Source organism: Vibrio sp. 1F263 (assembly GCF_041439035.1).
GTDB classification, from domain to species: domain Bacteria; phylum Pseudomonadota; class Gammaproteobacteria; order Enterobacterales; family Vibrionaceae; genus Vibrio; species Vibrio tasmaniensis_A.
The window spans coordinates 58,864-73,742 of the sequence record NZ_JBGONI010000015.1 but is presented as its reverse complement, the minus strand read 5'-3'; the positions used below and the strand labels follow the sequence as shown (position 1 = coordinate 73,742).

14 protein-coding genes are annotated in these 14,879 nt (G+C 43.9%); 3 read left to right on the top strand and 11 right to left on the bottom strand.

Annotation, left to right across the window (positions count from 1 at the left end):
• The first annotated feature begins 4 nt into the window (after positions 1-4).
• Entirely contained in the window at positions 5-970 is a 966-nt protein-coding gene (gene lipA / locus ACED25_RS11820; RefSeq protein WP_017096213.1) for a lipoyl synthase, read from the top strand.
• A gap of 154 nt (positions 971-1,124) precedes the next feature.
• Here lipA and ACED25_RS11815 read toward each other — a convergent pair whose 3' ends face one another.
• The 3 genes from ACED25_RS11815 to ACED25_RS11805 form a co-directional block, all read right to left on the bottom strand.
• Positions 1,125-2,486, bottom strand: coding sequence for a sodium-dependent transporter (locus ACED25_RS11815; RefSeq protein ID WP_012603370.1), 1,362 nt, complete (start codon positions 2,484-2,486; stop codon positions 1,125-1,127).
• Positions 2,487-2,774: 288 nt separating this feature from the next.
• The gene (locus ACED25_RS11810) at positions 2,775-3,569 is read right to left on the bottom strand and encodes a YggN family protein (protein WP_371695324.1); all 795 of its coding nucleotides are present in this window, start codon (positions 3,567-3,569) and stop codon (positions 2,775-2,777) included.
• Positions 3,570-3,655: 86 nt separating this feature from the next.
• Positions 3,656-4,129, bottom strand: coding sequence for a GreA/GreB family elongation factor (locus tag ACED25_RS11805; RefSeq protein WP_009848382.1), 474 nt, complete (start codon positions 4,127-4,129; stop codon positions 3,656-3,658).
• Positions 4,130-4,274: 145 nt separating this feature from the next.
• Between ACED25_RS11805 and ACED25_RS11800 the strand changes: the two genes are divergently transcribed.
• Positions 4,275-6,209: an ATP-dependent DNA helicase RecQ gene (locus tag ACED25_RS11800; RefSeq protein WP_371695323.1), complete on the top strand. Its 1,935-nt coding sequence runs from the start codon at positions 4,275-4,277 to the stop codon at positions 6,207-6,209.
• A gap of 113 nt (positions 6,210-6,322) precedes the next feature.
• Here ACED25_RS11800 and dinB read toward each other — a convergent pair whose 3' ends face one another.
• Positions 6,323-7,399, bottom strand: a complete 1,077-nt coding sequence (dinB, locus tag ACED25_RS11795) for a DNA polymerase IV (RefSeq protein WP_371695322.1) — start codon at positions 7,397-7,399, stop codon at positions 6,323-6,325.
• Positions 7,400-7,562: 163 nt separating this feature from the next.
• Between dinB and ACED25_RS11790 the strand changes: the two genes are divergently transcribed.
• Entirely contained in the window at positions 7,563-8,801 is a 1,239-nt protein-coding gene (locus tag ACED25_RS11790) for a response regulator (RefSeq protein ID WP_009848379.1), read from the top strand.
• Positions 8,802-8,934: 133 nt separating this feature from the next.
• Here ACED25_RS11790 and nqrM read toward each other — a convergent pair whose 3' ends face one another.
• The 7 genes from nqrM to ACED25_RS11755 all read right to left on the bottom strand — a co-directional run bounded on the left by nqrM (position 8,935) and on the right by ACED25_RS11755 (position 14,878).
• On the bottom strand, positions 8,935-9,189 hold the full coding sequence (gene nqrM, locus ACED25_RS11785) for a (Na+)-NQR maturation NqrM (RefSeq protein WP_009848378.1): 255 nt from the start codon (positions 9,187-9,189) through the stop codon (positions 8,935-8,937).
• 16 nt (positions 9,190-9,205) lie between these two features.
• A complete protein-coding gene (locus tag ACED25_RS11780; RefSeq protein WP_009848377.1) occupies positions 9,206-10,210 on the bottom strand; it encodes an FAD:protein FMN transferase in 1,005 nt (334 codons plus the stop codon).
• A gap of 174 nt (positions 10,211-10,384) precedes the next feature.
• On the bottom strand, positions 10,385-11,611 hold the full coding sequence (gene nqrF, locus ACED25_RS11775; RefSeq protein WP_009848376.1) for an NADH:ubiquinone reductase (Na(+)-transporting) subunit F: 1,227 nt from the start codon (positions 11,609-11,611) through the stop codon (positions 10,385-10,387).
• A 29-nt stretch (positions 11,612-11,640) separates the two neighbouring features.
• Positions 11,641-12,237, bottom strand: a complete 597-nt coding sequence (nqrE, locus tag ACED25_RS11770; RefSeq protein ID WP_009848375.1) for an NADH:ubiquinone reductase (Na(+)-transporting) subunit E — start codon at positions 12,235-12,237, stop codon at positions 11,641-11,643.
• Between the two features lie 7 nt (positions 12,238-12,244).
• On the bottom strand, positions 12,245-12,877 hold the full coding sequence (locus ACED25_RS11765; RefSeq protein WP_004735210.1) for an NADH:ubiquinone reductase (Na(+)-transporting) subunit D: 633 nt from the start codon (positions 12,875-12,877) through the stop codon (positions 12,245-12,247).
• Positions 12,877-13,644 (bottom strand): Na(+)-translocating NADH-quinone reductase subunit C, encoded by a 768-nt coding sequence (locus ACED25_RS11760; RefSeq protein WP_371695321.1) that lies wholly within the window; start codon positions 13,642-13,644, stop codon positions 12,877-12,879. Before ACED25_RS11760 ends, ACED25_RS11765 begins: the two co-directional genes overlap by 1 nt.
• The gene (locus ACED25_RS11755) at positions 13,634-14,878 is read right to left on the bottom strand and encodes an NADH:ubiquinone reductase (Na(+)-transporting) subunit B (RefSeq protein WP_122046917.1); all 1,245 of its coding nucleotides are present in this window, start codon (positions 14,876-14,878) and stop codon (positions 13,634-13,636) included. The genes ACED25_RS11760 and ACED25_RS11755 overlap by 11 nt, the downstream gene beginning before the upstream one ends.
• Position 14,879: the final 1 nt, after the last annotated feature.

Sequence of the window (14,879 nt, the reverse complement as noted above, 5' to 3'; positions counted from 1 at the left end):
AATCATGAGCAAACCAATCCAAATGGAAAAAGGCGTTAAATATCGTGACGCTGACAAAATGGCATTAATTCCCGTAAAGAATATGCCTGCTGAACAGAAAGAAGTTTTACGTAAGCCTGCATGGATGAAGATTAAACTTCCTTCAGACAGCCATCGTATTCAAGAAATCAAATCTGCAATGCGCAAAAACAACCTGCACTCAGTTTGTGAAGAAGCGTCTTGCCCTAACCTAGCTGAGTGTTTTAACCACGGCACGGCAACGTTTATGATTCTTGGCGCTATCTGTACTCGTCGCTGCCCGTTCTGTGATGTTGCCCATGGTCGACCAAATGCTCCAGAAGCCGAAGAGCCGAAGAAACTGGCTAAGACGATTAAAGACATGAAACTGAAGTACGTTGTAATCACTTCAGTGGACCGCGATGACTTACGTGATGGCGGTGCTCAACACTTTGCTGATTGTAACCGTGAAATTCGCGAGCAAAACCCAAACATTCGTATCGAAACACTGGTTCCGGACTTCCGTGGTCGTATGGACGTTGCGCTTGAACTAATGAAAGACAACCCACCAGATGTTTTCAACCACAACCTAGAGACAGCGCCGCGTCTATACCGTAAAGCGCGTCCAGGTGCGAACTACAAGTGGTCTCTTGATCTGTTAAGAAAATTCAAAGAGCAGCATCCAAGCATCCCAACCAAATCAGGTGTGATGATGGGCCTTGGTGAAACGAAAGAAGAGATCGTTCAAGTATTGAAAGATCTTCGTGAACATGGCGTAACAATGCTGACACTAGGCCAGTACCTAGCACCAAGCCGTCACCACTTGCCAGTTGAACGTTACGTGCCGCCTTCTGAGTTTGATGAGTTGAAAGAGATTGCTCTAGAGCTAGGCTTCACTCACGCAGCATGTGGTCCGTTTGTACGTTCTTCTTACCATGCAGACTTGCAAGCACAAGGTATGGAAATTAAGTAATCACGATTGCTTAACGAACAATACAAAGGCGCTGAATTTTATGTTCAGCGCCTTTTTTCTATCGAACAAGCTTGTTCGATACAAAAACAACAAAGCCACTCATTAAGAGTGGCCTTGAACTGCAAGTCTAATCATCTAGATGTTAAATGCTCTACTAGCCAAAAGATGCCCAGATAACCGTTGCGACTAAAATTGGGCACACGAACTTCACATACATTGGCCAAACCTTACCAAACCAACCAAGTTGAAAGTCAGGACAACCTTGCTCAAGCTCTTTCACTTTTGACGCTCGGCTCCATACCCAACCACCAAACACACAGAACATCAGCGCAGCGACTGGTTGAAGGTACTGAGTCGCAATCATCGCAACCATGCCAAACATCGCAGCAAAGTTGTAAACAATCACCACACTGAACAGTGCGATTGCACCACCAATTACCCAACTTGTTGGCGTTCGTCTGGTCTTAAAACGCTCACTAACAAGAGCGACAGGGGCTTCCAACATTGAAATCGATGAAGTAAGTGCTGCAATCGTTAGCAATAAGAAGAACACAATTGCGAAGACCTGGCCCAGCATACCTAGGCTATCAAACATCAAAGGCAGAACCGTAAATACTAGGGTATCAGAGCTCAGTAATGAGCCATCTTCAGCATAAATTTGAACACCTTTTTGCATCGCAACAAACATGGCAGGCATCACGACTAAGCCTGCAATAAAAGCAACCGCGGTATCAACTAAGGTAACATTCATTGCCATTTTTGGCAGGTTCTCTTTCTTACTTAAGTAAGAGCCATAAACCAACATCGAGCAACCACCAATAGTGAGCGAGAAGAAGCCCTGCCCCATAGCCGCTAGAATCAGTTTTCTATCCCACACTTTCTCAAAGTCTGGAACTAGGTAATGCTTTAGGCCTTCCATCGCGCCAGATTGCGTCATGATGTAAACAAACAATAAGCCAAATAACACAAATAGCGCAGGCATCAAACGGGTCGACCATTTCTCGATCCCCTGCTTAACACCGCCCTGAACAATCAAGATAGTCAGTACATAGAATGCGACGGTACCAAAAACATTGCGCTCAACACTGAAGCCTTTAAACCAATCAGCAGCAGCCTCTAGACCAATCAGGTCAGCGACAGCACCAATTAGGAAGCAGATCAACCAACCACCGACAATGCTATAAAACGCTAGCACTGCACTTGGAACACTCAACCCAATCCAACCGACAAATTCACCGACTTTCTTGCCTAACGGGTTTGTAGTCAAAGAACGCATGCTATCGACAGGATTTGCTTGGCCATGTCGACCAATAGCCATCTCAACCACCAGCATCGGGAAAGCAACCACGAAAATCATAATTAGGTAAACAAGCAGAAAAGCACCACCGCCGTTACTGGCGACTTGGGTTGGGAAACCCCAAATATTACCTAAGCCAACAGCTGCACCCGCCGCTGCTAAAATAAAACCCAAACGAGAGCTAAAGTGCTCTCTTGAAGAGGAAGATTGTTGGTCCATATTGCCCGCATTAAAAATCAGTGAACTAGTTGAGAAGTACAGTAATCAAAAGCAATGACAGGCACAACTAATAAATGAGCGATCTTCTAGTTTTTACAACAAATACGCTATTTAGAACCATTAAATTAACAAATAACTGGTCTTATCGTTTACCGAAAAGCAGTAAAGCAAGGTTCAGGACTAGAGAAACAATGGATTGAATTGAGATGATTACTCGTCGTATTGTTCAATTTATACGAACAAAAAGAGCACCAAATGGTGCTCTTGTGACTTATAGTTAGATTCAGATTAGATCGTGAAGACTTGATAGTCTTTTAGGTTCGGAATGATTTCATGCAGCTGTTGCTCTTGTTCTGCCATCTCATCAAGAGAATCACAGAACTCATTCGCTTCCTCTTGCACTTGTTGAGAGTGTTCTTTCATGCGCTCTTCAACTTTAAGCTTTAATGCAGCCATGCTGTCAGCCAATTCAGTAAGATTTAAGCCACCATCTTGTTTCATTTTTTCTGACATCGCATTAAAAGCGCTAGAGATAAATTCTTGGTTAAAGATCTCCTTAGCCTTCTCGAAATCTTCAGACCAACCATTGGCCATCGAATCAAAACTGTCTGCTGGTAACACTAACTCGCCATCTTTGTAGTAACGAGCTTCCAGTTCAGCAAAGTAGGTTTTCATTGACTCTTTTACATTATCAAATGATTCCGGTGAATCTAGGCTAGCAGCAATGTCATCAATAACATCATTCGCTAACGCTAAGCCATCGTTAGCCATTTGTTTCGCTCGTGGTAAGTACTCACTCATTTTTTCGCGGTATTTCTCAATCGCCGCTTGTTGGTCGGCATCTAGCTCAACCTTCTCACCATGGATATATAAGTCGTTGTTACCATCAAAAACGGCAGTATCACCATTCTCTTGATAGATTTCGACTTTCTGGTCATCGATTCGCAATTCATTTTTCAAATCAACTCGACACTGAGCAGCAAAAGTTGGCAAGCTCATAACAGAGATTACCGCTGTTAACGATGCGATTAATACATTGTTTTTCATAAACATTTTGTTTTTCATAAATACATTGTTTTTCATAACATCCTCTCATCAATCTGACAGATTACTATACCCTTGGTATATGCTTCTTTGTCAGAGAAACGTTTTATATATACGCTACTCAGTTAGTCGATAGATATTACTTCATAGCAAAACTGCTTATCTGCGACCTTAAACTCAATCTCATCACCGACTTCTTTCCCCATTAGAGCCTGACCAAAAGGTGCATTTTCCGTCACAATAGCAACTTCATTGTTATTCCACGTAACAGAAAGCCCACCGACTCTCGGCCCCATGAAAAAGTGTTTATATTGATCATGCTCGTCAATGACCACAACATAGCTGCTCACTGTAATCTTCTCACTATCACGCAGCACTAAGTTACGATAACACTGAATGTCACCTTCACACTCTTGCACTCTTACGGCTTGACCGTGAGCAAGATACGAAGCTTCTAGTGCCAATGTATCGTACTTATGCTCAGGCACTGTCTCTTCATCGGTCGCCGCATCAATAGCGCGTTGAGTAGCAGATTGTGCGATACGTAATCGGGATTCAAGTTGCTCTATGATTATTTGGCGAAGCTCAGACTTATTCATACTATTGGGGTGCTTTTCTATAGGAGCTACAGAATAGAATTAGGTACAATCAGGTGCAAGACATTTGATTCATCAAGCGACGCAATCATCAATAGGCGCCCGCTTTAACATCAATACGACACTTAATAACTCAGGTAGAACATAAATGATTGAGCAGAAGCTAAAACAAGTATTCGGATTCGACTCACTGCGTAATGGGCAAAAGCAAGTCATTGATAATGTTCTATCTGGTCACTCGACTGCCGCTATATTCCCAACAGGCTCAGGCAAGTCGCTTTGCTACCAATTGCCAGCATTAGAGTTGCCGCACTTAACCTTAGTGATATCACCATTGTTAGCCTTAATGAAAGACCAGCTCAGCTTCTTACACAGTAAGGGAATAAGCGCGGCTGCAATCGAATCAAGCCAAGACAGACAAACCACACAACAGGTGATGCAATCCGTGCGTAACGGGGACACCAAAATCCTAATGATCTCTGTTGAGCGCTTGAAGAATGAACGCTTTCGTCAGTTTATCTCCCAAGTTCCCATCTCTATGCTCGTAGTTGATGAAGCTCACTGTATATCAGAATGGGGACACAACTTCAGACCAGACTACCTGAAGCTTCCCCAATACCAAAAGCAGCTCAATATTCCACAAGTACTGCTACTGACAGCTACTGCAACGACATCGGTTATCCAAGATATGAAGTCGAAGTTTGAAATTGATGAGGAACGCGTAGTGGTTACGGGTTTCTATCGTCAAAACCTCGACCTGTCGATTCAACCTTGCGAACAAACCAGCAAACTAGAAACCTTGTGCAATGTTGTTAACCAAGCTTCTCTCGCTCCGACTATTGTTTATGTCACCCTTCAACAGACAGCAGAGATGGTGGCTCAGCAACTCCGTAATGCTGGCGTTAATGCCGTGGCTTACCATGCCGGTCTTAAGCCTGAAAACAGAGATGCCATTCAGCATCAATTCATGAACGATGACGTGAACTGCATCGTGGCAACCATTGCTTTTGGTATGGGTGTCGATAAGTCCAACATTCGCCGAGTGATTCACTTTGACTTACCGAAATCGATCGAAAACTACTCGCAAGAGATAGGCAGAGCCGGCAGAGATGGTCAGCCTTCAGAATGTATTCTTCTCGCCAACAAATATGGTCTAAGTACACTAGAGAACTTCGTCTTTGGCGACACGCCAGACAACATATCAATTCAAACGGTCTTAAAAGAAATATACGAAAACCAAAACATTGCGGCTTCTGGCACAAACCAATGGGAAATCATGCTCAACCAACTATCGCGTGAGTCCAACATTCGTCAGTTACCACTAAAAACGCTATTGGTGTATCTTGAAATTGAAGGCGTGATTGAGCCTAAATACAGCTACTTTGCTGACTACAAATTTAAATTCATACGTACTAAGCAGCAGATCACCGAGCAATTCCAAGGCGAACGTCGCCATTTTGTGGAAGCAATTTTCCAATGTTCTCCTCAAGCAAGAGTATGGTGCCAAGTCGACTTCGACGCACTGTGGACACACTTCCAGACTGATCGTCAGCGTGTGATTGCGGCAATCGATTATTTCAATGAACAAGGTTGGATTGAGTTGGAAAGTAAGCAGATCACAGATGTGTATGCGATCCACAACACCACTGAAGACATGATGCAGTTATCGGAACGTCTAACTGAATTGTTTAAGGCAAAAGAGAACAGTGAGATAAACCGCCTTAACCAAATGCTGAGCTTCTTTGAGGCTGATACCTGCCTAAGCTCACGCCTAGCGAGTTACTTTGCCGATGATAAGGCACCAACAAACTGCGGTCATTGCTCTGTATGCCGTGGTGAAGTGGCAATTTTACCAACCGTCGATGTTGAACCCGTTGACGACGAGACCGTAATGACATGGACCCATGAATTCATTTCCGCAAGCCAACAATTGATCACCGACGAAGCCATTACTCGTTTTCTATGCGGAATCGCAACTCCACTTTCAACCAAGCTTAAAGCCAGCAAAATGGTTGGATACGGGAAGCTAGAGCAACAACCATTCAGTGATACGCTAGCGCGAGTTAAACAACTTCCTAGATAAGGCATCTTACGTATTGATATAGAAACTGACTAGACTACCAAGTCTAGTCGGTGCTTCTCAATACCATCTATTTTGACGCCCCTCTATTCGGATTCCCCTCTAAACTAGACAGCCTAAAAGAAACTCAACTGACGCATCTGGTCTTTGGGTTGTAGCATTACGCTTAAACCAAGCAGGCGTATTTCTCGCCCTTGCTGCCTTTTAAGTATCTCACTCAACAGTTCTTTAAAGTGCTCTCGATCGAGAGAGGCGTGTATGTGCTCAATAGTGGTTTGCTGGAAGTCGGCAAACTTGAGCTTAATGCCCTGCTTGATGATAGCTTTAGTTGGGCTAGCTTTCTCTAGACGTGCTTCAAGCTCAGGAAAAAGCTTGTCTTCAATTACCTGCCAACATTCTGCGTAAGTAGAAATATTCTGAGTAAAAGTTCGCTCCACGCCTACCGATTTTCGTTCACGCTCAATAATAACTTCTCTGTCATCAATACCATGGCTGCGCTTCCAGAGTGATGCGCCTTGACGGCCAAACCGGAGCAATAGATCTCGATAGTCAGATTCCTTAATGTCCTTACAAGTAAAGAAGCCAGCTTGATGGAGCTTTTCAATACTGACCTTGCCAACGCCTGGGATTTTTTCGAGTGGCAGCTCATCAATCACTGATTGAACATCCTGTGGAGGAATAACAAACTGACCATTAGGCTTGTTTAGATCCGAGGCCACCTTCGCCAAAAATTTAATCGGCGCAATACCAGCAGAAGCGGTCAGGTTAAGTTCATTCCAGATATCGCTACGAATTGCTTCGGCAATAAGTGTTGCCGAACCACGACACAGCGTCGAATCCGTGACATCAAGAAAAGCTTCATCTAAAGACAGAGGTTCAATGATGGATGTATATCGAGAAAAAATCTCGCGAATCTTTTTCGATATCTCGACGTAGACCGACATCCTCCCAGGAACAACCAACAGATTGGGACAAAGCTGCAGCGCCTTTCCCGTCGGCATTGCAGAACGAATACCAAACTTGCGAGCTTCGTAATTGCAGGTACTCAAAACGCCACGCTGCTTTTCATGCCCCCCTACTGCAAGTGGCCGATTTCGGTAAGCAGGATTATCTCTCATTTCAACAGCTGCGTAAAAACAGTCCATATCAACGTGGATTATCTTTCTTACTTTCTCTTCACCCGCACTACACATCTAGGAATAACCCAACCTCACAACTGTATTTATAAACAGTATAATCAATTATTCTCAGATTTAAAATGATCTGGAGCCCAGCTAAATAGCTTTAACTTCATTAGCCACTTACTATTCTGATAGTATTGTTAGAGAGTATTTAACCTATAAGTAGGGATAACTTTTGAGTGATAAAATACTAGTAGTCGAAGATAGTCGAGCATTCAGAAACTACCTGTACCAGCAATTTAAAAATGATGGCTATGAGGTTGCGCTGGCTGAATCAGTGGCTGAAGCTAAAGCTATCTTAGAACAAGATACGGATTTCTTGTGCGCGGTGCTCGATTACTGCTTACCCGATGGTCAAGATGGCGAGATCATTGATTTGGTACTCGGCTATCAACAAAAAATCATAGTCCTAACCGGCATGTTCAACAACACACTTCGAGAACAAGTACTCGCGAAGGGTGTGATTGATTACATCCTCAAAGACAGCATGTCATCAGTCAGTTATTTGCTTCCTCTGGTTAATCGAATCTCAAATAACCGATATCATAAAGCCTTGGTTGTTGATGATTCTGCTGTTGTTCGTCGATATGTAGTGCAACTTCTTGAGCACCAATATATTCAAACGATTCAAGCGGAAGATGGCGAACAAGCACTAGAGCTTCTCCAAAACGACCCCGACATCACTTTCGTCGTTACCGATCATGACATGCCAAACAAAGATGGCATTTCGATGACCCGTGACATTCGAGTACACCATGATCGTAATCAACTCGCTATTCTTGGGCTATCTGGCAGTGACGACCGAACCATGACAGCTCGTTTCCTTAAGGCTGGTGCCAACGATTTCCTTTACAAGCCATTTAACCAAGAAGAGTTTTTCTGCCGTATTCATCAACTACTCGACATGAAAGAGGCCACCAATGAACTATTTCGTCATGCAAATGAAGATGCTCTGACCGGGCTTTGGAACCGTCGTTATCTATTCAACCAAACATGTAAAGGCTGCGAACATCGCAGCATCGCCATGATGGATATCGACTTCTTTAAAAAGGTGAATGATACCTACGGTCATGATGGTGGCGATGCAGTACTCATTGAAGTCGGAAAGATCATCAAAAATCATTTTAAAGATGATGTCGCCGTTCGTTTCGGCGGTGAAGAGTTCTGCATTCAATCATGCCGACCATTTGAAGAATTTGTCGACACGCTAGAGTCAATGAGGATTGCGATACAAAACCAAGAAGTTATTCATGACTCACAACGGATTAAAGTCAGCATGAGTATCGGGTTAAGCGACTTAGTTGGCAGTTTGGATGAGCAAATAAAAGCCGCGGACGAACTGCTTTATACTGCAAAAGAACAAGGTAGGAACCAACTGGTCTTTGCGCGCAATAACATGCAAATCGACCACTAGAAATTCGTTTTTGTTTCCGTTTTTAGCATTCCAAAATAGACAGTTCACTCAAACAAAAAAAGCTCAAGACGATAATCTTGAGCTTCTTATTCTAAGGGCATAGATAACTCTATTCCCCTATGACTGTCACCAATTAAGCGATACGGTCTTTACTCCAAGCCGCTTCTTTTTGTTGACGTTCTGCCAGTTTCTCTTCACGGTATGCTTCACGTGCTTCACGTTTTTTACGCGCATCACAAGGTTCAGGGCAGTTACATACTTTATCAATACCAACAGCACCTAAGCCACCACAGCTACCTTTCACAACTTTCTTTTGGATAATATAGCCAATTGACATCGCTGCGATTACTGCAAGAAAAACACCAAATGTAATCAGAAATGTATTCATAATTATCTCGCTTACCTTATTTACCTAAGTATGGCTTAAATGCTTCTGAAGCAATTTCTTTAAAGCCATCAGCTGTTTTTACCACCATGAACACTGGGATGTTATGTTGGTTTGCGACTTCCAGTCCTTTTTCTTCACCTAAGACCATAAGGCCAGTAGATAAACCGTCTGCAGTCATTGAAGACGGGTTTAAAACAGTCACTGAAACCACTTTGTGATGAAGTGGCTTACCTGTTTCTGGGTTGATGATGTGTGAATAACGAACACCATCACGCTCAAAATAGTTTCGGTAGTCGCCAGACGTTGCGATCGCCATATCACCAGGCTCGATGATCTCTTGAATGTTGCGCTCGTCAACACTTGGCTTCTCGATGGCGATACGCCAACCCACACTTTCACGGTTTAAGCCCTTCAAACGGATTTCACCGCCCACTTCTACCATGTAGTTATGAATGCCAATTGAATCGAGGTAGTCAGCAACGACATCCACGCCCCAACCTTTTGCGATAGTCGAAAGGTCAACATACAAGTTAGGCAAATCTTTGCTTAGCTTATTACCTTCAACGCTTAAGTGGTGAATACCAATCTTAGCCTTACGAGCCGCAAGCTCTTCGTCTGATGGAACCACTTCAGGACGTGCTTCTGGACCAAAACCCCAAAGGTTAACTAATGGTCCAACCGTAACATCCAATGCACCTTCAGTAAGACCGTTCAAACGAATCGCTTCTTTCACAACGATAGCGGTTTGTTCAGATACTTCGAATGCGTCCGCACCTTTGTGTTGGTTGAAACGGCTCAGCTCTGAATCTTCACGGTAAGTCGACATTTGATCATTCACTTCTTCAAGTAGACGATCGATCTCGGTATGAACTTCTTTAGACTCAGGAAATTCATCGCCATTGATGTACTTAATGTTATAACTGGTCCCCATTGTCGGACCACTTAAATGTACTTGCTCTCTTGCCTGCTCACAGCCCGCAAGAAAAATCAAAGAAGTTAATGCAACAAGCCAAATTCTCACTTGCTTACTCCTGTCTAATGTTGAGGATTTATATAAGGAAAAATAAGAGTGAAAAATACGTATTTTAAATGCCTTACTCTTTCTTATATAAGCCAGTTTGTTGTCACGAGTAGTCTTAGAAAAACAAATGGCTGACTCGTAAGAGTCAGCCATAATATCAATCACTTAAATGGATTAACCACCGAAGTCATCTAGTAGGATGTTTTCATCTTCTACACCAAGATCTTTCAGCATGCCGATCACAGCCGCGTTCATCATTGGTGGACCACACATGTAGTACTCACAGTCTTCAGGAGCTTCGTGATCCTTCAGGTAGTTTTCGTACAATACGTTGTGGATGAAACCAGTGTAACCGTCCCAGTTGTCCTCAGGTTGAGGATCAGACAGAGCACAATGCCACACGAAGTTTTCGTTTGCAGCCGCTAGGCCGTCGAAGTCTTCAATGTAGAACATCTCACGCTTAGAACGTGCACCGTACCAGTAAGACATCTTACGAGTAGAGTTAAGACGCTTAAGTTGGTCGAAGATATGTGAACGCATTGGCGCCATACCTGCACCACCACCGATGAATACCATTTCATTGTCTGTGTCTTTAGCAAAGAACTCACCAAATGGACCAGAAATAGTACATTTGTCGCCTTCTTTAAGAGACCAGATGTATGAAGACATCACACCAGGAGCTACGTCAGGGTTGTTTGGCGGCGGAGTTGCGATACGCACGTTAAGCTTGATGATGCCTTTCTCTTCTGGGTATGAAGCCATAGAGTAAGCACGGATCGAATGCTCTTTAACGATAGACTCGTAACGGAACAAGTTGAACTTATCCCAGTCACCGCGGTATTCCTCAGGAATATCGTAATCTGCGTATTTCACGTGATGTGGTTCAGCTTCAATCTGAATGTAACCACCCGCGCGGAACGGAACTTCTTCACCTTCAGGGATTGCTAGTGCAAGTTCTTTGATGAAAGTAGCTTCGTTATCGTTAGAGATAACAGTACATTCCCACTTCTTCACACCAAAGATATCTTCGTCTAGTTCAATCTCCATGTCAGTTTTCATAGCAACTTGACATGCAAGACGTTCGCCTTCGCGAGCTTCACCTTTTGTGATGTGGTCAAGTTCAGTTGGAAGGATGTCGCCACCACCAGACTTAACTTTTACACGACACTGACCACAAGAGCCACCGCCACCACAAGCAGAAGATACGAATATACCAGCGCCAGCTAGGGCACCAAGTAGCTTGCTACCAGGCTGAGTAACGATCGCCTTTTCAGGGTCGCCGTTTACAGCAATAGTGATGTCACCTGATGGTACTAGCTTAGACTTAGCGAAAAGAATCACTAGTACTAGAGCCAATACAATAATGGTAAACATCGCTACGCCAAGAATAATGCTTTGCATTTGTTATTCCTTATTACTGGGTGCTTACCCTACAGTTGAACACCAGAGAAAGACATAAAGCCTAACGCCATCAGACCAACAGTAATGAACGTGATACCAAGGCCACGAAGACCTGGAGGTACGTCAGAGTACTTCATCTTCTCACGGATACCCGCAAGAGCAACGATAGCTAACATCCAACCCACACCAGAACCGAAGCCGTAAACAACAGATTCAGCAAAGTTGTAGTCACGCGTTACCATGAAAGATACACCACCAAAGATTGCACAGTTAACTGTGATCAGTGGAAGGAAGATACCTAGTGCGTTGTACAAAGGTGGGAAGAAACGGTCTAAAACCATCTCTAGGATTTGTACAAGTGCCGCGATAACACCGATGAATGCGATGAAGTTAAGGAAACTTAAATCGACACCTTCAACAAGCGCGTTTTCTTTCAGGATGTGTGTGTAAACAAGGTTGTTTACAGGAACAGCAATTGTAAGTACTACAACTACCGCAACACCAAGACCAAAAGAAGTTTTAACTTTCTTAGATACCGCTAGGAACGTACACATACCTAGGAAGAAAGAAAGCGCCATGTTTTCGATGAAAATCGATTTAACTAGCAGACTAATATAATGTTCCATGACTACCTTACCCCTTCGCTTCTACTTGTTCTGGTTTGAACACACGAATTGCCCAAATCAAGAAACCAATTAGGAAGAATGCTGAAGGTGCTAGAAGCATCAAGCCGTTTGGCTGATACCAACCACCGTTGCTCACTAGAGGTAGTACTTCCATACCAAATAGTTTGCCAGAGCCTAGAAGCTCACGGAAGAAACCAACAGTGATAAGAACGAAACCGTAACCAAGACCGTTACCAAGACCGTCGATAAACGATGGGATTGGCGCAGACTTCATTGCGAATGCTTCAGCACGACCCATTACAATACAGTTAGTAATGATTAGGCCAACGAATACAGATAGCTGCTTAGAGATATCGTATAGGTATGCTTTAAGCACTTGGTCTACCACGATTACTAATGATGCGATAATTGCCATCTGAACGATGATACGCACACTGTTAGGAATGTGGTTACGGATTAAAGAAACGAAGAAGTTAGACAGAGCAGTAACGAACATTACCGCGATAGTCATAACAAATGCTGTTTCTAGCTTAGTGGTTACCGCAAGAGCAGAACACACACCAAGAACCTGTAGCGCGATTGGGTTGTTATCCAACACAGGCGCTAAGATGCTCTTTTTAATTTCTTTTGCACTAGACATTAGTTCAGACCTCCGTCACGAACTTTTGCTAGGAACGGACCAAAGCCCATATCACCTAACCAGAAGTCAAATGTATGTTGAACACCAACGCTAGTCAGTGTTGCACCAGAAAGGCCATCTACACCGTGCTCAGAACCTTGAGGAGCGCCACCTTTAACAACCTGAATAGCAGGTTTGTGGTTTTCGTCGAATAATTTCTTACCAACGAATTGAGCGCGCCAAGTTGGGTTCTCAACTTCACCACCAAGTCCAGGAGTTTCACCTTGCTCGTAGTAAGTGATACCGGAAACTGTGTTGCCATCAGTTTCTACCGCAACGAATGCGTACATCATTGACCATAGGCCGTTACCGTGAACAGGGATGATAACTTTAGAAGTTTCAGCGCCATCTTTCACTAGGTATACAGTACCTGTGTTAGCACGACGAATGATCTTAGCGATGTCTTCTTCAGCTGAAAGCTTGATTGACTGAGCTGGATCTTTTGCCGCTTTACGTTGGTCGTATGCAGCAGCATCGCCGTCAACGAAATCGCCAGTAGCGAAATCAACTAGACGAGGTTCGATGTTCTCTGCGTAGAGTGCTGGGATATCACCTGCAAGCTCAATACCCGCAACTTCAAGGATCTTAGTTTGCTGATCCAGAACTGCGTTAGCTTGCTGCTTAGGTTTAAGAACAACTGCAGCTGTTGAAACGATGATTGAGCACACTAGGCTCAATGCGATAACAACAAACAGCGTCTTTTTAATGCTATCGTTATTACTTGCCATAGCGCGCTAGTCTCCGCTTAATGTTCTTCTCGATTACAACGTGGTCAAACAGAGGAGCAAATAGGTTTGCGAATAGAATCGCAAGCATCATGCCTTCTGGGTATGCAGGGTTAACTACACGAATCATTACACACATTGCGCCGATTAGGATGCCGTACCACCACTTACCTTTATTGGTAAATGAAGCTGATACTGGGTCTGTCGCCATGAAGAACATACCGAATGCGAAGCCACCTAGAACTAGGTGCCAATGCCAAGGCATGCTGAACATTGCGTTAGTATCAGAACCGATCACGTTGAACAACGTAGACACAGCAATCATACCGATCATTACACCGGCAATGATACGCCATGAAGCGATACGCATGTAAACGATCATCGCAGCACCAATCATAAGTGCTAGAGTCGATACTTCACCGATAGAACCTGGGATGTTACCAATGAATGCGTCCATCCAAGTGATTGCTTCACCTGATGTTACGTTCATTAGTGCACTACCGCCGCCTTGAGCCCACTGGCTAAGAGCAGTTGCACCAGAGAAACCATCTGCAGCAGTCCAAACTACGTCACCTGAAATCTGTGCAGGGTATGCAAAGAATAGGAACGCACGGCCAGCAAGTGCAGGGTTCAGGAAGTTACGACCCGTACCACCGAAGATCTCTTTCGCTACAACAACACCGAAGGTAATACCTAGTGCTGCTTGCCATAGAGGAAGTGTTGGCGGAACGATAAGCGCGAATAAGATAGAAGTAACAAAGAAACCTTCGTTTACTTCGTGCTTACGCACCATACAGAACAGAACTTCCCAGAAACCACCTACGATGAATACCGTTGCGTAGATAGGTAAGAAGTATGTCGCACCAAGTAGCATCTTGCTGCCAACACCAGCATCGGATCCTAAGGAGGCTCCAAGCATTTCGGTTAGCCAGTAGTGCCAGTTACCACTGATAACAGATGCTAGTTCAGCGCCTGCGTACATATGGTTAAGTGCAGCGATAGCTTGGCCACCCGCGTTGTACATACCCCAGAACATTGCTGGGAATACCGCGAACCAAACCATGATCATGATACGTTTTAAATCAACACTATCACGAACGTGTGAGCTTTTCTTTGTGATAAGACCTGGCGTGTAAAACACTGTCGCTGCTGCTTCGTAAAGCGCAAACCACTTCTCGTGTTTACCACCTGGCTCAAAATGATGCTCGATGTCTTCAAGAAACTTTTTAAGGCCCATG